Genomic DNA, 18,966 nt, shown 5'->3' on the forward strand with positions numbered 1-18,966 from the left:
GCCGCGCAGTTCGGCAGGCTCGCCCTCGGCGACGACCCTTCCGCGTGCGACGACGGCGAGGCGATCGACGAGCGCCTCGGCCTCCTCCAGGTAGTGCGTCGTGAGCACGATGGTGGTGCCCTCGCCCGCGAGCAGCCGGATCAGGTCCCAGAACTGGCGGCGGGCCGCCGGGTCGAAGCCGGTCGTCGGCTCGTCGAGCAGCAGCAGTTCCGGACCGCCGATCACACCGAGTGCCACGTCGAGCCGCCGCCGCTGGCCGCCCGAGAGGCCCTTCACCCGCAGATCCGCCTTCTGCTCCAGACCCACGAGACGGATGACCTCGCCCGGATCGCGCGGCGCCGGACAGTAGCGGGCGAAGTGCTCGACGCTTTCGCGGACGGTCAGCTCCGCAGGCGCCGACTCGTCCTGCCAGACGATCCCCACCTTGGAGCGCCAGACCCGCCCGCCCTTGGCCGGGTCCGCTCCGAGTACGGAGACCTCGCCGCCGTCCCGGTCACGGTGCCCCTGGAGGATCTCCACCGTCGTGCTCTTGCCGGCCCCGTTGGGCCCCAGGAGGCCGAAGACCTCCCCCCGCCGGATCGTCAGGTCCAGCCCGTCCACCGCCGTCACCTCGCCGTACTGCTTGCGAAGCCCGCGTACCTCCACCGCTGTTGTCGTCATGTTCCACAGGCTCCGGCGGAATCCCGGCGGCCGGTCCCCCCGTGCGTAGGTCCTTATGTCCATCGAACGGTGGACAAGGGCAGGCGTGCGGCAGAATGACGATGCCCAGCAGTGACCCGAGTGATGGAACGGCGATATGACGACAGCAGCGGTTGACGGCGTGTCCTCCGGCCAGGACGAGGAGGGCGTGCGCGGCGCCGTCGGAGGGAGCCGCGCCCTCGCGTGGCTGCTCGTGATCACCGGTGCTGCCGGTCTGCTGGCCTCATGGGTCATCACGATCGACAAGTTCAAGATCCTCGAGGCCAAGATCGCGGGGAAGACGTTCACCCCCGGCTGCAGCCTCAACCCGATCGTCTCCTGCGGCAGCGTCATGGAGAGCGAACAGGCGTCCGCCTTCGGCTTCCCCAACCCGATGCTCGGACTCGCCGCCTACGCGATCGTGATCGGCGTCGGCATGAGTCTCTTCGCCGGGGCCCGCTTCCGCCGCTGGTACTGGCTGACGCTCAACGCCGGCACGCTCTTCGGCATCGGGTTCTGCACCTGGCTGCAGTACCAGTCGCTGTACAGCATCAACGCGCTGTGCCTCTGGTGCTGCCTGGCCTGGGTCGCCACGATCGTCATGTTCTGGTACGTGACCTCGCACAACGTCCGCAGGGGCCTGCTGCCGGCTCCGGCCTGGGCGAAGAACTTCCTCGCCGAGTTCACCTGGGTGCTGCCCGTGCTGCACACCGGAATCATCGGCATGCTGGTGCTGACCCGCTGGTGGGACTTCTGGACCGGCTGACGGGTCCCTACGGCATTGTCAGTGCCCTCGCCTAGGCTTCATGCCGTGGAGCCCGATCTCTTTACCGCAGCCGCCGAGGAGCGCCAGGAGAAGGACCCGACCGCGAGTCCCCTCGCCGTCCGGATGCGCCCGCGCACCCTGGACGAGGTCGTCGGCCAGCAGCATCTGCTGAAGCCGGGGTCTCCGCTGCGGCGGCTCGTCGGCGAAGGCGGCGGAGGGCCGGCAGGCGCCTCGTCGGTGATTCTCTGGGGACCGCCGGGAACAGGCAAGACGACTCTCGCCTATGTGGTCTCGAAGGCCACCAACAAGCGCTTCGTCGAGCTCTCCGCGATCACCTCGGGCGTCAAGGAGGTGCGGGCGGTCATCGACGGCGCCCGCCGCGCTGCCGGCGGCTTCGGCAAGGAGACCGTCCTCTTCCTCGACGAGATCCACCGCTTCAGCAAGGCCCAGCAGGACTCCCTGCTGCCGGCCGTGGAGAACCGCTGGGTGACGCTGATCGCGGCGACCACCGAGAATCCGTATTTCTCGGTGATCTCCCCGCTGCTCTCCCGCTCCCTGCTGCTCACGCTGGAGCCGCTCGCCGAGGACGATGTGCGCGGGCTGCTGCGCCGGGCGCTGACCGAGAAGCGCGGGCTCGACGGCGCCGTGACGCTGGCGGAGGACTCGGAGGCCCATCTGCTGCGCATCGCCGGGGGCGATGCCAGGCGTGCACTGACGGCGCTGGAGGCCGCTGCGGGTGCGGCGCTCGCGGTCGGCGAGCAGGAGATCCTCCTGCGGACCGTCGAGGAGACGGTCGACCGCGCCGCGGTGAAGTACGACCGCGACGGCGACCAGCACTACGACGTGGCCAGCGCGCTCATCAAGTCCATCCGCGGCTCCGACGTGGACGCGGCACTGCACTATCTGGCCCGGATGATCGAGGCGGGGGAGGACCCCCGGTTCATCGCCCGCCGTCTGATGATCTCGGCCAGCGAGGACATCGGCCTCGCCGACCCGACCGCCCTGCCCACGGCCGTGGCCGCTGCCCAGGCCGTCGCCATGATCGGGTTCCCCGAGGCGGCCCTCACCCTCAGCCATGCCACCATCGCCCTGGCCCTCGCGCCGAAGTCCAATGCGGCGACGACCGCGATAGGGGCCGCCCTGGCGGACGTGCGGAACGGACTCGCGGGCGCCGTCCCGGCCCATCTGCGCGACGGCCACTACAAGGGCGCGGCCAAGCTCGGACATGCCCAGGGCTATGTGTATCCGCACGACGTCCCGGGCGCCATCGCCACGCAGCAGTACGCCCCGGATGCGATCCACGGCAAGCGCTACTACGAACCGACGCGGTACGGCGCGGAGGCGCGCTACGCGGACGTGGTGGAGAAGGTCCGCGAGCGCCTCAGGGGCGATTGAGGGCTGTCCCGTGATCCCCGGAGGGCGCACGACGACAGCCACGGCGCTCCATCGGATACCGCTGGGAGGCACCCCCAGGCCGCGTTGTCGGAGTGCTCGAACACGCCCAGTACGAGGACGCGACTCCGCCTTGCGATGCTTCCCCTCGGCCCTGGCGGGCCCGGGCAGACCCCATGCATCCGACGCCGCGCGCTGATCCACCGGGGATTACGGGACAGCCCTCAGCAGCGGCGGTGCGGCCGCCCGGCCGCCTCACCCCATGGCCGCGGCGAACAGGGTGTGCATCGCCTGCCGCAGATCGCCGGTGTCCCGGACCGGCTCGGGGAAGTCGAAGCGCGCGTCGAAGATCCGGTCGTCCGTCCCGCTGAAGCGCACCCGCAGCCCGAACCGGTCCAGAGCCATCGGGGTCACGTCCCGGACCGCCACCAGGACCTCGTCCACCCGGTCGCCGAGCAGCGTGGCAAGCCCGCGCACCTGGTCGCCGTGCGCCGAGTGGAGATGCTGGAGCAGATCCGCCTCGTGCCGCGCGATCGGATCCGCCTCCGCACGGGCCAGGTCCTCGGGCTCGACACAGCCCGCGCCCCACAGGTCGTCGACCGAGATCTCGCCGACCTCCAGCCGCACCGGCATCCAGGCGGGCCGCTCGCCGTCGCTCTCCAGCACCGCACCCACGGGGTGCCGCTCGGCGAGGAGCTCGATGCACCGGGCGCGGTCCTCGTTGCGGACGGCGGTGAGCCAACCGGCCACCCAGGCGCGGCCACGGATCCGCTGGCGGACTGCGACGGGGGCGACGTCCGTGATCTCCATCACGCAGGGCAGGTCGTCGTCCTGGGCGTAGGCCGCGGCCCTGGCCGTGGGAGAATCCCAGGGCACAAGGAGAACGACGTCTCCCTCAGGTGTGACGGTGCGCGCCGCGGGTTCCCAGAATCCGGGCCCGTGGTCGCGAGCACTCGGCAGCGTGAGGGATACTGAGGCGTTGTACTCAACGAGGGTTCGTACGCGCTCGGCTTTGGTGGGCTGCCGAGCGCCTTCCCTGGGACGCGGCTGACCTTGTTCATCGTCGTCGTAAGCAGACACCGATTCACTCGAGTCGTCTGAACTGCGATGCGCACTGGGCAGGGAGATCCCATGTGGTCGAGACATTACGTCCTCCTCGAATAAGGTAAGGCTCACCTAACTTACATGGAGGTAGGTTCCCCGTGAACCAGTCGCGACCCAAGGTCAAGAAGTCGCGTGCACTCGGCATCGCCCTGACGCCGAAGGCCGTCAAGTACTTCGAGGCTCGCCCCTACCCGCCGGGTGAGCACGGCCGTGGCCGCAAGCAGAACTCGGACTACAAGGTCCGTCTGCTCGAGAAGCAGCGTCTTCGCGCCCAGTACGACGTCTCCGAGCGTCAGCTGGTCCGCGCCTACGAGCGCGCCAGCAAGGTCCAGGGCAAGACCGGTGAGGCCCTGATCATCGAGCTCGAGCGCCGTCTCGACGCCCTGGTGCTCCGCTCCGGTATCGCCCGCACGATCTACCAGGCCCGTCAGATGGTCGTCCACGGCCACATCGAGGTGAACGGCGGCAAGGTCGACAAGCCTTCCTTCCGTGTCCGCCCCGATGACGTCGTCACGGTCCGCGAGCGCTCCCGCGAGAAGCACCCGTTCCAGGTCGCCCGTGAGGGTGGCTACGCGCCCGATGGTGAGACCCCGCGCTACCTGCAGGTCAACCTCAAGGCGCTCGCCTTCCGCATGGACCGGGAGCCGAACCGCAAGGAGATCCCGGTGATCTGCGACGAGCAGCTCGTCGTCGAGTACTACGCCCGTTGATCCAGCGGACGTAGCACCACGGCTTCACGCCCGAGCCCGCCGCCTCCCGCCCTCACCGGTGGGGAGCGGCGGGCTCTCGCGTTGTCCGGCCGTTCCGCCCGGTGGGCGGAGCGTGCGCAGCGATGAGCATTCCGTAAAATCGGCCCGCGCAACTCCCGTTCCGCGGCCACTGATCCGGTACGGAGCGCGACCTCCGGCGCGATAGGGTCGGACACGACTTTCGAAGTGACCCTCGAGAAGCAGAGAGCGGTGCAGCGTGACCGGTGGAGAGGTTGCCGGGATCCTGGTGGCCGTCTTCTGGGCGATCCTGGTCTCCTTCCTCGCCGTGGTGCTGGTGAGGCTGGCCCAGACGCTCAGGGCGACCACCAAGCTGGTGGCGGACGTGACGGAACAGGCGGTGCCGCTGCTGGCCGACGCATCCGCGACCGTCCGCTCCGCGCAGACCCAGCTGGACCGGGTCGACGCCATCGCCTCCGACGTCCAGGAGGTCACCTCCAATGCGTCGGCGCTCTCCACCACCGTCGCCTCGACCTTCGGCGGCCCGCTGGTGAAGGTCGCGGCGTTCGGCTACGGCGTGCGCCGGGCGATGAGCCGCAACAAGACCGAAGCGCCGCCCGCGCAGACCCGTCGCACGGTCGTCGTCGGCCGCACCGTACCGGCCGCGAGGCGCCGCAAGCAGAAGGGCTGAGCGCGATGTTCCGTCGTGCGTTCTGGTTCACCGCGGGCGCCGCCGCCGGCGTGTGGGCCACCACCAAGGTCAACCGCAAGCTCAGGCAGCTGACTCCGGAGAGCCTGGCCGCACAGGCCGCGAACAAGGCGATCCGGACCGGGCACCGCCTCAAGGACTTCGCCCTCGACGTACGGGCCGGGATGGTCCAGCGCGAGGCCGAGCTCGGCGAGGCCCTGGGGCTGGAGGCGCCTGTCGACGCGGCGCTGCCCGCGCAGCGCCGCCTCGCGGCCCTCGAAAACCAGAAGCAGGACAAGAAGCACTACGAGATGCTTGACGAGAAGCGCTCGTACAACCGGAATGAGGACCACTGATGGAGTCGGCTGAAATCCGCCGCCGCTGGCTGAGCTTCTTCGAGGAGCGCGGGCACACCGTCGTGCCTTCGGCGTCGCTCATCGCGGACGACCCGACTCTGCTTCTGGTCCCCGCGGGCATGGTCCCCTTCAAGCCGTACTTCCTGGGCGAGGTCAAGCCGCCGTTCCCGCGCGCCACCAGCGTGCAGAAGTGCGTGCGCACGCCCGACATCGAAGAGGTCGGCAAGACCACGCGCCACGGCACGTTCTTCCAGATGTGCGGCAACTTCTCCTTCGGCGACTACTTCAAGGAAGGCGCCATCAAGCTCGCCTGGGAGCTGCTCACCGGCTCCGTGGCGGACGGCGGTTACGGCCTGGAGCCGGAGAAGCTCTGGATCACCGTCTACCTCGACGACGACGAGGCCGAGCGCATCTGGCGCGATGTCGTCGGCGTTCCCGCCGAGCGCATCCAGCGCCTCGGCAAGAAGGACAACTTCTGGTCCATGGGCGTCCCCGGTCCCTGTGGTCCCTGCTCGGAGATCAACTACGACCGGGGTCCCGAGTTCGGCCCCGAGGGCGGCCCGGCCGTCAACGACGAGCGCTACGTGGAGATCTGGAATCTGGTCTTCATGCAGTACGAACGCGGGGAGGGCACCGGCAAGGAGGACTTCGACATCCTCGGTGACCTTCCGAGCAAGAACATCGACACAGGTCTCGGTCTCGAGCGTCTCGCCATGATCCTGCAGGGCGTGCAGAACATGTACGAGACCGACACCCTGCGTGTCGTCATGGACAAGGCCACCGAGCTCACCGGTGTCCGCTACGGTGCCGACGCCGCCAGCGATGTGTCCCTTCGGGTGGTCGCCGATCACCTCCGTACGTCCGTGATGCTCATCGGCGACGGTGTCACGCCGGGCAACGAGGGCCGGGGCTATGTGCTGCGCCGCATCATGCGCCGCGCCATCCGCAACATGCGCCTGCTCGGCGCCACCGAGCCGGTCGCCGCCGCTCTCGTCGACGTGGTCATCAAGACCATGGGCGAGCAGTACCCGGAGCTGGAGACCGACCGCAAGCGCATCGAGACCGTGGCTGTCGCCGAGGAGGCCGCCTTCCTCAAGGCCCTCAAGAGCGGCACCAACATCCTCGACACCGCCGTCACCGAGACCAAGGCCGTCGGTGGCACGGTCCTCTCCGGCGACAAGGCGTTCCTGCTCCACGACACCTGGGGCTTCCCGATCGACCTCACCCTGGAGATGGCCGCCGAGCAGGGGCTGTCCGTGGACGAGGACGGCTTCCGCCGTCTGATGAAGGAACAGCGGGACAAGGCCAAGGCCGACGCCAAGGCCAAGAAGACCGGCCACGCCGACCTCTCCGCCTACCGCGAGGTCGCCGACACCTCAGGGTCCACCGAGTTCACGGGTTACGGCTCCACCGAGGGCGAGACGACCATCGTCGGTCTGCTCGTCGACGGTGTGCCCTCACCCGCCGCCTCCGAGGGCGACGAGGTCGAGGTCGTCCTCGACCGCACCCCGTTCTATGCCGAGGGCGGCGGTCAGCTCGCCGACCAGGGCCGGATCAAGCTCGGCAGCGGTGCCGTCATCGAGATCCGCGATGTGCAGCAGCCGGTCCCGGGTGTCTCCGTGCACAAGGGATCGGTGCAGGTCGGCGAGGTGACCGTGGGCGCCTCCGCCTACGCCGCCATCGACGTCAGGCGCCGCCGCGCGATCGCCCGTGCCCACAGCGCCACGCACCTCACCCACCAGGCGCTGCGTGACGCCCTCGGCCCGACGGCCGCCCAGGCCGGCTCCGAGAACTCCCCGGGACGCTTCCGCTTCGACTTCGGCTCGCCCGCCGCCGTACCCGGCACGGTCCTGACCGATGTCGAGCAGAAGATCAACGAGGTGCTCGCCCGGGAGCTCGACGTCCAGGCCGAGGTCATGAGCATCGACGAGGCCAAGAAGCAGGGCGCCATCGCCGAGTTCGGCGAGAAGTACGGTGAGCGGGTCCGTGTCGTCACCATCGGTGACTTCTCCAAGGAGCTCTGCGGCGGTACCCATGTGCACAACACCGCCCAGCTGGGTCTGGTGAAGCTGCTCGGCGAATCGTCCATCGGCTCGGGCGTACGCCGTATCGAGGCCCTCGTCGGCGTCGACGCGTACAACTTCCTCGCCAAGGAGCACACGGTCGTCGCCCAGCTCCAGGAGCTCGTCAAGGGCCGCTCGGAGGAGCTGCCCGAGAAGATCGCCGCCATGCTCGGCAAGCTGAAGGACGCCGAGAAGGAGATCGAGAAGTTCCGCGCGGAGAAGGTGCTCCAGGCCGCTGCCGGGCTCGCCGAGGGCGCCAAGGACGTCCGCGGCACCGCTCTGGTCACCGGTCAGGTCCCTGACGGCACGTCCGCCGACGATCTGCGCAAGCTGGTCCTCGACGTGCGCGGCCGCATTCCCGGTGACCGCCCGGCCGTCGTGGCGCTGTTCACCACGGCGGGCGGCCGTCCGCTGACCGTCATCGCCACCAACGAGGCCGCCCGCGAGCGCGGCCTCAAGGCCGGCGAGCTGGTCCGCGCGGCCGCCAAGACCCTCGGCGGCGGCGGTGGCGGCAAGCCGGACGTCGCCCAGGGCGGCGGGCAGAACCCGGACGCGATCGGCGATGCGATCGGCGCCGTCGAGCGCCTCGTCGCCGAGACGGCGTGACCTCGGCCATGCGCAGAGGACGTCGGCTTGCGATCGACGTCGGGGACGCCCGGATCGGGGTCGCCTCGTGCGACCCCGACGGGGTCCTCGCCACCCCGGTGGAGACCGTTCCGGGACGTGATGTCCCGGCCGCGCACCGGCGCCTTCGGCAGCTCGTCGAGGAGTACGAACCCCTTGAGGTCGTCGTCGGGCTGCCCCGCTCGCTCAGCGGCGGCGAAGGTCCGGCGGCGGTTAAGGTCCGTGGCTTCGCCCAGGAGCTCGCGCGCGGCATCGCACCGGTGCCCGTGCGGCTCGTGGACGAGAGGATGACCACAGTGTCGGCCAGCCAGGGGCTTCGAGCTTCCGGCGTCACGTCCAAAAAGGGCCGTTCTGTCATCGATCAGGCGGCCGCTGTGATCATCCTTCAGAACGCTCTTGAGTCCGAACGGGTATCGGGTAATCCTCCCGGAGAGAGCGTCGAAGTGGTCATCTGATCGCGATACGGTAACGTTCCGCGCGACGCGGCGGCGTTCGAACAGCTGCCGCACTACGTAGAGGCGGACCGTCCGGACCCCTCGCGGCTGTTTGGGGATCGATGACTGAATATGGACGGGGCTCCGGCCCCGAACCGTGGCACCCCGAGGACCCGCTGTACGGGGACCAGGGGTGGAGAGGTCAGCAGGGTCCTGACGGCCATGCCGCGCCGTACGACGGCCCGCAGCAGCCGTACCGGCCGGAGCACCACCAGCAGCAGCCGCAGCAGGAGTACGGCGGCGGGTACCAGGACGCCTACCAGCAGCAGTACGGGGATCAGCAGCAGTACGGCGACGGGCAGTACTACGGGGGCCCACCCCAGCAGTACGGCGACCAACAGCAGTACCAGCAGCGCTACGGCGATCAGCAGCAGTACGCGGGTCCGCCCCAGCAGTACGCCGATCCCCAGCAGCAGTACGGCAGTCCCGGTCAGTACGGGGACCAGAACTATTCGGGCCGGCAGTACGGCACGGGAACCTGGGACACCGGGCAGCAGACCGCGATGCCGTACGACCCGGCTGCGGGCGCCTCCTACGGCGGTGAACGCCCCGACCTCTACAGCACCCCCGACGCCTATCCGCCGCCCCAGCCCCCGGGCCACCGGACCCCGACGGCTCCCGAACCCGGGCCGGAGGCCGAGCGGGACCAGGAGTGGCAGGAAGAGCCGGAGGAGGAGACTCATCCCTTCTTCACCGGTGGGGGCGATGACGACGACGGCGACGAGCCCGGCGGGTCGAGCCGTGGTGGCGGGAGCGACCGCCGTGGCAAGACCAAGAAGCAGAAGAAGGGCCGCAGCGGCATCGCCTGCCTGGTCGTCGCAGTGGTGCTCGTGGGCGGTGTCGGCGGCCTCGGCTACGCCGGCTACCAGTTCTGGCAGAACAAGTTCGGCGTGGCGCCCGACTACGTGGGCACCGGTACCGGCAGCGTCGAGGTCGAGATCCCGCAGGGGGCGACCGGCGCTGCGATCGGCAATGCCCTGAAGGACGCCGGCGTCGTGAAGAGCGTCGATGCCTTCGTCGCGGCGCAGGGCGAGAACCCCGACGGAAACAAGATCCAGGCGGGCGTGTACCTCCTCAAGAAGGAGATGTCCGCAGCGAGTGCCGTCGAGGCCATGCTGAAACTCGACAGCCTCAATGCCTTGATCATTCCGGAGGGCAAGCGCAACTCGTACGTCTACAAGCAGATCGACACGCGGCTCGGCATCAAGGCCGGAACCACGGAGTCCGTCGCCGAGAAGCAGGCGGAGACCCTCGGCCTGCCGGAATGGGCGAAGGGCGGCCCCGATGTCAAGGATCCGCTGGAAGGTTTCCTCTTCCCTGCGAGCTATCCGATCTCGAATGGGGCCAAGCCCGAGGACATCCTGAAGAAGATGGTCGCTAGGGCGAACGAGGAATACGGCAAGAGGAACCTCGAGGCCGAAGCCGCGAAACTCGGGCTGAAGTCGCCGCTCGAACTGATCACCGTGGCGAGCCTCGTCCAGGCCGAAGGAAAGTACAAGCACGACTTCGACAAGGTCTCGCGGGTCGTCTACAACCGGCTCAAGCCGGACAACAAGGAGACCTTCGGCCTCCTCGACTTCGACTCCACGGTCAACTATGCGACGGGCAAGAGCACCCTGGACATCGGCGGGGTGAACAAGGTCCGCACGTTCAAGGACCCGTACAACACGTACTACGTCAAGGGCCTTCCGCCCGGGCCGATCGGGAATCCGGGAGTGTCCGCGCTCAATTCGGCCATCAAGCCGACCCCGGGCCCCTGGTACTACTTCGTGTCGGTCACCGAGGACGAGACGCTGTTCGCCGAGACCAACGCGGAGCACGAGCGCAACCGTCAGAGGTACAACGAGGAACGGAAGAAGTCCGGACAGTGAGTAGCCCACGCCGGGCGGCGGTGCTCGGATCGCCGATCGCCCACTCCCTCTCACCGGTGCTGCACCGCGCCGCCTACGCGGAGCTCGGCCTCACCGACTGGTCGTACGACAGCTTCGAGGTCAACGAGGGGGAGCTGCCGGGCTTCGTCGAGGGGCTCGACGCCTCCTGGGCCGGGCTGTCCCTGACCATGCCGCTCAAGCGGGCGATCATCCCGCTGCTCGACGAGATCAGCGACACCGCGGCCTCGGTCGAGGCCGTCAACACCGTCGTGTTCACCGAGGACGGCCGCCGTAAGGGAGACAACACGGATGTCCCCGGCATGGTCTCGGCGCTGCGTGAGCACGGAGTGGAAAAGGTGGAGTACGCCGCCGTGCTCGGCGCCGGCGCGACCGCGTCCTCCGCGCTCGCCGCGCTCGCGGGGGTTTGCACCGGCCCCGTGACCGCGTATGTGCGCACCCACGCCCGCGCCGACGAGATGCGCCGTTGGGGCGAGCGGCTCGGCGTCGAGGTCCACACCGCCGACTGGGCGGAGGCGGGACACGCCTTCGATGCCCCGCTGGTCATCGCCACCACCCCCGCCGGTGCCGCGGACGCCCTCGTCCCCTATGTCCCGGACCGCCCCGGCACCCTCTTCGACGTGCTCTACGACCCCTGGCCCACCCCGCTCGCGGCTGCCTGGGCCGAGCAGGGAGGGACCGTCGTCGGCGGCCTCGATCTGCTGGTCCACCAGGCGGTCCTGCAGTTCGCGCAGTTCACGGGCGAGATCCGGTCTCCGCTGGCGGCGATGCGAGCGGCAGGGCGCGCGGCCCTGGCGTGACGGACGGAGCCACAGGATGAAGGAAGGGGCCACCGGATTCCGTCCGGTGGCCCCTTCCCTGCGGCGTACGGACATCAGTGCCCGGGCCGCTGTGCGCGGCTCAGCCGCACCAGCCGAAGGGGCTCGTGTACGTGTCCGTCTTGGGCGTGTGAGCGGTCCACCACCGGGTCGTCCCCTGGTACTGGACACACTTGCCCGATGCCTTCACCCGCACCGGCCCGGCGTAGGAGTTGTATTTCCCGCTGTCCGTCACCCAGGCGCCGCCCTCCGCCCTGACCGAGGCGGAGACGGGAAGACCGCTCTTCTCGCCGGTGACCACGGTCACCACGCAGTTGTAGCCGCTGGAGGCGTTGTAGAGCAGGTGGACGACGGCCTGAGGGCCGCCACCGTCGATGTACGCCCCGAGCTTGTGGGACGACTGGACGTAGTAGCCCGAGCCGCAGACCGAAACGGGGTTGCCGGCTGCCTGGGCGGACGTGGCCAGGCCCAGGGTCAGGCCGAGGGCGGCGGTCACGGTGGCCAGGCCACGGGCGAGTCTTCGCGTCACTGTCCAAATAGGGAGAAGAGGTGGGAGTCTGGGACAGTAATGATCAACTCTTCTGTCATGGAAGAACTCTTCGAGAAATCGATGATCAAGAAATGGCTGATTCTTGTCATTGGTTGAACTCGTGGACCCCAGCGTCCGCAACGCGGACAGTGGAACCGGGAGCCCTCCCGGCGTGGGAGGATCGGAAGTGGCCGGACAGGCCGCGCACGCGGTCGTGCCGTCGCCGTACGCATGATGGGCGTGAGCAGGAGGAGCACCGTTGAGCAGGTTGCGCTGGCTGACCGCGGGGGAGTCGCACGGCCCCGCACTGGTGGCGACGCTGGAGGGTCTTCCCGCCGGTGTCCCGATCACCACGGAGATGGTGGCGGACCACCTGGCCCGGCGGCGCCTCGGCTATGGACGCGGTGCGCGGATGAAGTTCGAGCGCGATGAGATCACTTTCCTGGGCGGCGTGCGCCACGGCCTCACCATGGGCTCGCCGGTCGCGATCATGGTGGGCAACACCGAGTGGCCCAAGTGGGACAAGGTCATGGCCGCCGACCCGGTCGACCCGGCCGAACTGGCCGAGCTGGCCCGGAACGCCCCGCTGACCCGGCCCCGGCCCGGCCATGCCGATCTCGCCGGTATGCAGAAGTACGGCTTCGACGAGGCCCGGCCGGTTCTGGAGCGCGCCAGCGCCCGCGAGACCGCCGCACGCGTCGCTCTCGGGGCGGTCGCCCGGTCGTACCTCAAGGAGGCCGCGGGCATCGAGATCGTCTCGCACGTCGTGGAGTTGGCCGCTGCCAAGGCTCCGTACGGCGTGTACCCGACGCCCGCCGATGTCGAGCGGCTCGACGCCGACCCCGTCCGCTGCCTGGACGCCGATGCGTCGAAGGCGATGGTCGCCGAGATCGACCAGGCCCACAAGGACGGTGACACACTCGGAGGCGTCGTCGAGGTCCTCGCCTACGGGGTACCGGTCGGCCTGGGCTCGCACGTCCACTGGGACCGGCGCCTGGACGCCCGGCTGGCTGCCGCCCTCATGGGTATCCAGGCCATCAAGGGCGTCGAGGTCGGCGACGGCTTCGAGCTCGCCCGCGTGCCCGGCTCCAAGGCGCACGACGAGATCGTCGCCACCGAGGACGGAATCAGGCGCACCACCGGCCGCTCCGGCGGCACCGAGGGCGGACTCACCACCGGTGAGCTGCTGCGCGTCCGTGCCGCGATGAAGCCGATCGCCACCGTGCCCCGCGCGCTGAAGACCATCGACGTCTCCACCGGCGAGGCGGCGGCCGCCCACCACCAGCGCTCCGACGTCTGCGCGGTGCCGGCCGCCGGCATCGTCGCCGAGGCCATGGTCGCGCTGGTCCTCGCAGATGCGGTCGCCGAGAAGTTCGGCGGTGACAGCGTTCCCGAGACCCGCCGCAATGTGCAGTCCTACCTCGAGAACCTGGCCATCCGGTGAGCGACGAACGCGAGACCTCCGGGCTGCGGTCGAACGAGGAGCCGCACGGGCGCCGGACGGGCGGATCCGGGGGCGCGTCCCCTGACTCCGCCGGGAGTGCCCCGCCCCGGGCGTCAGCTCCGGGGGAGCGCGGACCGCGGGTCGTTCTGATCGGACCGATGGGCGTCGGCAAGTCCACGGTCGGCAGCCTGCTGGCCGGGCACCTCGGCACCGGCTACCGGGACACCGACGCCGACATCGTCGTCGCCGAGGGCCGGGAGATCTCGGACATCTTCATCGAGGAGGGCGAGCCGCACTTCCGGGAGCTGGAGCGCGCCGCCGTACGCACCGCCGTCGCCGAGCACACCGGTGTCCTCGCCCTCGGCGGTGGTGCCATCCTCGACGAGGGAACCCGGGAGCTGCTGGCCGGACTGCCGGTCGTCTATCTCTCCATGGACGTCGAGGAAGCCGTGCGCCGTGTCGGTCTGAACACGGCCCGCCCGCTGCTCGCCGTCAACCCGCGCCGCCAGTGGCGCGAGCTGATGGAGGCTCGCCGTCATCTGTACACGGAAGTCGCGCGTGTCGTCGTCGCCACCGACGGCCGCACCCCCGAAGAGGTCGCCCAGGCGGTCCTCGACGCACTCGAATTGAAGGACGTATGACGGACCAGGCTGTGACCCGCATCCAGGTAGGCGGCTCGGACCTCCCAGCGGTGGCTGGCGGAGCGGGCAGCGACCCGTACGAGGTGCTCGTCGGCCGACAGCTGCTCGGCGAACTTCCCGGGCTGATCGGCCCCAAGGCCAAGCGCGTCGCCGTCATCCACCCGGAGGCGCTCGCCGAGACCGGCGACGCGGTCCGGCAGGACCTCGCCGACCAGGGGTACGAGGTCGTCGCCATCCAGGTGCCGAACGCCGAGGAGGCCAAGACCGTCGAGGTCGCGGCGTACTGCTGGAAAGCCCTCGGCCAGACCGGATTCACCCGCACCGACGTCATCGTCGGCGTCGGGGGCGGCGCCACCACCGACCTGGCCGGGTTCGTCGCGGCGACCTGGCTGCGCGGAGTGCGCTGGGTCGCCGTACCGACGACGGTGCTCGCGATGGTCGACGCTGCCGTCGGCGGCAAGACCGGCATCAACACCGCCGAGGGCAAGAACCTCGTCGGTGCGTTCCACCCGCCGGCCGGAGTGCTGTGCGACCTCGGCGCGCTCGACTCGCTGCCCGTCCACGACTACGTCAGTGGCATGGCCGAGATCATCAAGGCCGGCTTCATCGCCGACCCGGCCATCCTGGACCTCGTCGAGGCGGACCCGGAGGGTGCGCGCACCCCGGCGGGCCCGCACACCGCGGAGCTCATCGAACGTTCCATCCGGGTCAAGGCCGAGGTCGTCTCCAGCGACCTCAAGGAGTCGGGCCTCCGCGAGATCCTCAACTACGGTCACACGCTGGCGCATGCGATCGAGAAGAACGAGCGATACAAGTGGCGGCACGGCGCCGCCGTCTCCGTCGGCATGGTCTTCGCCGCCGAACTCGGGCGGCTGGCCGGACGGCTCGACGACGCGACCGCCGAGCGGCACCGCACCGTCCTGCAGTCCGTCGGGCTTCCCCTCACCTACCGCGGCGACCAGTGGCCCAAGCTGCTGGAGACCATGAAGGTCGACAAGAAGTCGCGCGGGGACCTGCTGCGCTTCATCGTGCTCGACGGTCTCGCCAAGCCGACCGTGCTGGAGGGCCCGGACCCGGCGGTCCTGCTGGCCGCTTTCGGCGAGGTCTCCGCATGAGCCGTCGCGTTCTCGTCCTCAACGGGCCGAACCTCGGGCGGCTCGGCTCCCGCGAGCCCGATGTGTACGGCGCCACGTCGTACGCGGGCCTCGTCGACGCCTGCCGGGCACTCGGCAAGGAGCTCGGCCTCGAGGTCGACGTACGCGAGACGAACGACGAGGGCGAGATGATCCGTTGGCTGCACGAGGCGGCGGACGGATCAATTCCGGTCGTTCTCAACCCCGGTGCGTTCACGCATTACTCCTACGGGATGCGTGACGCGGCGGCCCAGCGGACCGCTCCGCTCATCGAGGTCCACATCTCGAACCCCTACGCACGGGAGGAATTCCGCCACACTTCGGTGGTCGCGGCCGTCGCCTCCGGCACGGTCGCGGGTTTCGGGATCGGCTCGTACCGGCTGGCTCTGCGCGCGCTGGCCGACGAACTCGGCGACTGAACGCGGCCGGTCGGGGCACTTCGTACCGGCCCCGGCCGTTCCCACAGTGCCGACCGGGGAAGGTACCGTTCGGGGCGGGCGGTCAACTGCCGCCCGACCAGCGTGAAGTCGTACGAGACGGAGTGGCACCGGATGCAGCACGCAGTGGGAGCTCCGCTGCCGCCCAATGGTCCCGGTCGGCCCGGTCACGGGCCGGCGGCCGGGTGGGGACACCAGGCCCAGCACCCCGGCCCGCCCCTGCCGCCCCAGAGCGCGCCCGCTCCGGGCTGGAACGGCCCCGCTCCGCACGCCGCCGGGATGCGTCCGTCCCCTGAGACCACGGGACACGTGCAGCTGCCTCCGGGCGGACCGGTCCCCGTGCCCGCGGCCCCCGCCGACAACGGCACCGGCTCCGCCACACTCGCCGTGCTCCTCATAGGCCCGGCCGGCGCGGGAAAGACGACCGTGGCCCGCCACTGGGCCTCCCGGCGCCGTGTCCCCACGGCCCACATCAGCCTCGACGACGTCCGCGAATGGGTGTGTTCCGGCTTCGCCGACCCCCAGTCCGGATGGAACGACCAGTCCGAGGCGCAGTACCGTCTCGCCCGTCGCACCTGCGGCTTCGCCGCACGCAACTTCCTGGCCAACGGCATCTCCTGCATCCTCGACGACGCGGTCTTCCCCGACCGTCCCGTCGTCGGCCTCGGTGGGTGGAAGCGCCATGTGGGCCCCGGTCTGCTCCCCGTCGTCATGCTCCCCGGCCTCGAGGTCGTCCTGGAGCGGAACGCGGAGCGCAGCGGCAACCGCAGGCTCTCCGACGAGGAAGTGGCGAGCATCCACGGCCGTATGGCCGGCTGGTACGGCTCCGGTCTCCCGATCATCGACAACTCCCACTGCGACGTCGAAACCACGGCCCGCATCCTCGACGACGTTCTGGCACGGTCCATCGCGAGCCCTCCCGCCTGGTAGCGCCCGGGCGCGCGCCGCAGGCCGCGGCCGGTGAGTGCCGCTCCTCCCCGGACGGTGGCGCCGGCCCCCACACCCGGGCCGGCGGACCCGAAAGCAACCGCTCCGGCACGGGTCGGCTGAGCACCCGCAGCCTCGTGGGGCCCGGGACCGACCGGGGCGGACCTGCCGGCGACCACCCGGAGGCGGAGGAACCCGTACCGCATACGCCCCGACAGCAGGTGCACCGGCACGGGCGGGACGGACGGGCACCGGCACCGCATGGGCGGGACGGTCCGGCACGGGCGGGGCCGACGGCCGCACCGGCACCGCGCATGGGCCGGACGGTCCGGCAAGGGCGGGACCGACGGGCACCGGCACCGCGCATGGGCCGGACGGGTGAAGGGGCCGCCCGCGGGGCTTCGGACCAGTACACCTCTGCGGTGCACGGGGGAGGGGGAACAACCCCGGGTGAAGGAGGCGCACACCCCGCACGGACGCGCTCGACCGGCCGAATCGTCCCGCCGCTCTTAGGCTCGTGTCATGTCCGAGGTCTTCGCTGCCCGCCGCGGACGGTTGCGGGACAGATTCGCAGCCGCAGGGAGCGCCGCGGCCCTGGTGTCGCGGCCCGCCAACGTCCGGTACCTGGCCGGGGGTGCGCCGCCCGGTGCCGTGCTGTTGCTCGGCCCCGACGGGCCCGCCGGGGACGTTCTGGTCTGCCCGGGCAACCCCAGCGGCGACCCGGCGGAGGGCAGGCTCGACGAGGAGCTGCGCCAGACCGTGCTGGCCGGCAACGGAGGCGACCCGGCCGTCGCTGCCGCACAGGATGCGGGCGCGGCGGGCGCCGACTCCCTCGCCGTCGAGGAGCACCACCTCACCGTCGCCCGCCATCGGGCCCTCTGCTCCGTGGCCCCACATCTGCGTCTGTCCGATCTCGGGGGCTGTGTCGAACAGCAGCGGATGGTCAAGGACGAGGACGAGATCGCCTGTATCCGCATTGCCGCCGAGATCACCGACCAGGCCCTCGGCGAGCTGCTGGAATCCATCCTCGTCGGCCGCACCGAGCGCCATCTCGCCCTTGAGCTCGAGCGGCGTCTGGTGGACCACGGGGCCGACGGCCCGGCCTTCCCCACTTCCGTGTCCACGGGCCCCAACGCCGGGCTCGGCGGTCACCGCCCCTCCGACCGCCGGGTCGAAGAAGGAGATTTCCTCTCCGTCTGCCTCGGCGCCAACTACCGCGGCTACCGTTGCGAGATCGGCCGTACGTTCGTCATCGGCACCACCCCCGCCGACTGGCAGATCGAGCTGTACGACCTCGTCTTCGCCGCTCAGCGCGCAGGTCGCGAGGCCCTGGCCCCCGGCGCGGAGTACCGCGACGTGGACCGGGCGGCCCGCCAAGTGCTCAACGCCGCGGGCCACGGCGACAGCCTCACGGCCTGGACCGGCCACGGCGTCGGGCTCGAAATCGACGAAGACCCGCAGCTGGCACCTGCGGCCATGGGTAAACTGGACGCTTGTGTGCCGGTCACCGTCGAACCGGGAGTCCACCTCCCGGGCCGGGGCGGGGTCCGGATCGATGACACGCTCGTCGTACGCCAGGAGGCGGACGGCGGACCCGAGCTACTCACCATCACGACCAAGGAGCTGCTCGCGCTCTAGCGCGCAGCGGCAGCGTGCACCTTCGCGTTCCGCGGTCGTCCACCAGCGTCAGTCCAGGAGATTCCGCAACCGTGGCCACCACGAACGACCTCAAGAACGGCATGGTGCTCAAGCTCGACAACGACCAGCTCTGGTCCGTCGTCGAGTTCCAGCACGTCAAGCCCGGCAAGGGCCCGGCCTTCGTGCGCACCAAGCTCAAGAACGTGCTGTCCGGCAAGATCGTCGACAAGACGTTCAACGCCGGCGTCAAGGTCGAGACGGCCACCGTCGACCGCCGCGACATGCAGTTCTCGTACATGGATGGCGACTACTTCGTCTTCATGGACATGCAGACGTACGACCAGCTGCATGTCTCGCGCCCCGCTGTCGGCGACGCCGCCAACTTCCTGATCGAGGGCTTCACCGCCACCGTCGCCACGCACGAGGGCGAGGTGCTCTACGTCGAGCTCCCGGCCGCCGTCGAGCTGGTGATCCAGGAGACCGAGCCCGGCGTCCAGGGTGACCGCTCCACCGGTGGCACCAAGCCCGCCACCCTGGAGACCGGCTACACCATCCAGGTCCCGCTCTTCATCACCACCGGTGAGAAGATCAAGGTCGACACCCGTTCCGGCGACTACCTCGGCCGGGTGAACAGCTAA

General features: G+C 70.1%; 18 protein-coding genes and 1 pseudogene. 16 read left to right on the plus strand and 3 right to left on the minus strand.

All coding sequences use genetic code 11. The annotated features are described in order from the left end of the window. Positions 1 to 3: 3 nt before the first annotated feature. Positions 4 to 660: pseudogene (locus tag AC068D_RS23275) on the minus strand (ABC transporter ATP-binding protein); the annotation flags it as partial. Positions 661 to 796: 136 nt separating this feature from the next. Between AC068D_RS23275 and AC068D_RS23280 the strand changes: the two are divergent. Both AC068D_RS23280 and AC068D_RS23285 read left to right on the plus strand, forming a co-directional pair. Next, positions 797 to 1,444, plus strand: coding sequence for a vitamin K epoxide reductase family protein (locus AC068D_RS23280; protein ID WP_478824953.1), 648 nt, complete (start codon positions 797 to 799; stop codon positions 1,442 to 1,444). A 45-nt stretch (positions 1,445 to 1,489) separates the two neighbouring features. After that, the gene (locus AC068D_RS23285; RefSeq protein WP_478824954.1) at positions 1,490 to 2,839 is read left to right on the plus strand and encodes a replication-associated recombination protein A; all 1,350 of its coding nucleotides are present in this window, start codon (positions 1,490 to 1,492) and stop codon (positions 2,837 to 2,839) included. Between the two features lie 252 nt (positions 2,840 to 3,091). On the opposite strand, the gene AC068D_RS23290 is transcribed toward AC068D_RS23285, so the two are convergent. Further along, positions 3,092 to 3,982 (minus strand): DUF2470 domain-containing protein, encoded by an 891-nt coding sequence (locus AC068D_RS23290; protein WP_478824955.1) that lies wholly within the window; start codon positions 3,980 to 3,982, stop codon positions 3,092 to 3,094. Positions 3,983 to 4,038: 56 nt separating this feature from the next. Here AC068D_RS23290 and rpsD point away from each other — a divergent pair, with 56 nt between their 5' ends. The 7 genes from rpsD (at position 4,039) to AC068D_RS23325 (ending at position 11,561) form a co-directional block, all read left to right on the plus strand. Beyond that, positions 4,039 to 4,650, plus strand: coding sequence for a 30S ribosomal protein S4 (rpsD, locus tag AC068D_RS23295; protein ID WP_453666812.1), 612 nt, complete (start codon positions 4,039 to 4,041; stop codon positions 4,648 to 4,650). A 256-nt stretch (positions 4,651 to 4,906) separates the two neighbouring features. Then, positions 4,907 to 5,338: a DUF948 domain-containing protein gene (locus AC068D_RS23300; protein WP_478824956.1), complete on the plus strand. Its 432-nt coding sequence runs from the start codon at positions 4,907 to 4,909 to the stop codon at positions 5,336 to 5,338. A gap of 5 nt (positions 5,339 to 5,343) precedes the next feature. After that, on the plus strand, positions 5,344 to 5,691 hold the full coding sequence (locus AC068D_RS23305) for a DUF6167 family protein (RefSeq protein ID WP_478824957.1): 348 nt from the start codon (positions 5,344 to 5,346) through the stop codon (positions 5,689 to 5,691). Next, a complete protein-coding gene (gene alaS, locus AC068D_RS23310) occupies positions 5,691 to 8,360 on the plus strand; it encodes an alanine--tRNA ligase (RefSeq protein WP_478824958.1) in 2,670 nt (889 codons plus the stop codon). Before AC068D_RS23305 ends, alaS begins: the two co-directional genes overlap by 1 nt. An 8-nt stretch (positions 8,361 to 8,368) precedes the next feature. Further along, positions 8,369 to 8,833: a Holliday junction resolvase RuvX gene (ruvX, locus tag AC068D_RS23315; protein WP_478824959.1), complete on the plus strand. Its 465-nt coding sequence runs from the start codon at positions 8,369 to 8,371 to the stop codon at positions 8,831 to 8,833. A gap of 101 nt (positions 8,834 to 8,934) precedes the next feature. After that, positions 8,935 to 10,743, plus strand: a complete 1,809-nt coding sequence (mltG, locus tag AC068D_RS23320; protein ID WP_478824960.1) for an endolytic transglycosylase MltG — start codon at positions 8,935 to 8,937, stop codon at positions 10,741 to 10,743. Beyond that, positions 10,740 to 11,561 (plus strand): shikimate dehydrogenase, encoded by an 822-nt coding sequence (locus AC068D_RS23325; protein ID WP_478824961.1) that lies wholly within the window; start codon positions 10,740 to 10,742, stop codon positions 11,559 to 11,561. Before mltG ends, AC068D_RS23325 begins: the two co-directional genes overlap by 4 nt. A 100-nt stretch (positions 11,562 to 11,661) precedes the next feature. Here AC068D_RS23325 and AC068D_RS23330 read toward each other — a convergent pair whose 3' ends face one another. Next, the gene (locus AC068D_RS23330; protein WP_478824962.1) at positions 11,662 to 12,108 is read right to left on the minus strand and encodes a spore-associated protein A; all 447 of its coding nucleotides are present in this window, start codon (positions 12,106 to 12,108) and stop codon (positions 11,662 to 11,664) included. 259 nt (positions 12,109 to 12,367) lie between these two features. Here AC068D_RS23330 and aroC point away from each other — a divergent pair, with 259 nt between their 5' ends. From aroC to efp, 7 genes are all read left to right on the plus strand, one after another. Continuing rightward, positions 12,368 to 13,552, plus strand: coding sequence for a chorismate synthase (aroC, locus tag AC068D_RS23335; RefSeq protein ID WP_478824963.1), 1,185 nt, complete (start codon positions 12,368 to 12,370; stop codon positions 13,550 to 13,552). A gap of 158 nt (positions 13,553 to 13,710) precedes the next feature. Then, positions 13,711 to 14,193, plus strand: a complete 483-nt coding sequence (locus AC068D_RS23340) for a shikimate kinase (RefSeq protein WP_478824964.1) — start codon at positions 13,711 to 13,713, stop codon at positions 14,191 to 14,193. Then, positions 14,190 to 15,308, plus strand: coding sequence for a 3-dehydroquinate synthase (gene aroB, locus AC068D_RS23345; RefSeq protein ID WP_478824965.1), 1,119 nt, complete (start codon positions 14,190 to 14,192; stop codon positions 15,306 to 15,308). The genes AC068D_RS23340 and aroB overlap by 4 nt, the downstream gene beginning before the upstream one ends. Further along, positions 15,305 to 15,745, plus strand: a complete 441-nt coding sequence (aroQ, locus tag AC068D_RS23350; protein WP_478824966.1) for a type II 3-dehydroquinate dehydratase — start codon at positions 15,305 to 15,307, stop codon at positions 15,743 to 15,745. Before aroB ends, aroQ begins: the two co-directional genes overlap by 4 nt. A 132-nt stretch (positions 15,746 to 15,877) precedes the next feature. Beyond that, positions 15,878 to 16,693: a Pro-rich N-terminal domain-containing protein gene (locus AC068D_RS23355; RefSeq protein ID WP_478824967.1), complete on the plus strand. Its 816-nt coding sequence runs from the start codon at positions 15,878 to 15,880 to the stop codon at positions 16,691 to 16,693. A 519-nt stretch (positions 16,694 to 17,212) separates the two neighbouring features. Next, positions 17,213 to 18,328, plus strand: a complete 1,116-nt coding sequence (locus AC068D_RS23360) for a M24 family metallopeptidase (RefSeq protein ID WP_478824968.1) — start codon at positions 17,213 to 17,215, stop codon at positions 18,326 to 18,328. A gap of 71 nt (positions 18,329 to 18,399) precedes the next feature. Then, positions 18,400 to 18,966: an elongation factor P gene (gene efp, locus AC068D_RS23365; protein ID WP_478824969.1), complete on the plus strand. Its 567-nt coding sequence runs from the start codon at positions 18,400 to 18,402 to the stop codon at positions 18,964 to 18,966.

This window comes from Streptomyces sp. NPDC043861 (assembly GCF_056435905.1).

Coding starts and splice junctions, on each gene's coding strand:
- AC068D_RS23280 (WP_478824953.1), top strand. CDS start 797: ATGACGACAGCAGCGGTTGACGGCGTGTCCTCCGGCCAGGACGAGGAG.
- AC068D_RS23290 (WP_478824955.1), bottom strand. CDS start 3,982: ATGTCTCGACCACATGGGATCTCCCTGCCCAGTGCGCATCGCAGTTCA.
- AC068D_RS23305 (WP_478824957.1), top strand. CDS start 5,344: ATGTTCCGTCGTGCGTTCTGGTTCACCGCGGGCGCCGCCGCCGGCGTG.
- alaS (WP_478824958.1), top strand. CDS start 5,691: ATGGAGTCGGCTGAAATCCGCCGCCGCTGGCTGAGCTTCTTCGAGGAG.
- ruvX (WP_478824959.1), top strand. CDS start 8,369: ATGCGCAGAGGACGTCGGCTTGCGATCGACGTCGGGGACGCCCGGATC.
- mltG (WP_478824960.1), top strand. CDS start 8,935: ATGACTGAATATGGACGGGGCTCCGGCCCCGAACCGTGGCACCCCGAG.
- AC068D_RS23340 (WP_478824964.1), top strand. CDS start 13,711: ATGGGCGTCGGCAAGTCCACGGTCGGCAGCCTGCTGGCCGGGCACCTC.
- aroB (WP_478824965.1), top strand. CDS start 14,190: ATGACGGACCAGGCTGTGACCCGCATCCAGGTAGGCGGCTCGGACCTC.
- aroQ (WP_478824966.1), top strand. CDS start 15,305: ATGAGCCGTCGCGTTCTCGTCCTCAACGGGCCGAACCTCGGGCGGCTC.
- AC068D_RS23355 (WP_478824967.1), top strand. CDS start 15,878: ATGCAGCACGCAGTGGGAGCTCCGCTGCCGCCCAATGGTCCCGGTCGG.
- AC068D_RS23360 (WP_478824968.1), top strand. CDS start 17,213: ATGTCCGAGGTCTTCGCTGCCCGCCGCGGACGGTTGCGGGACAGATTC.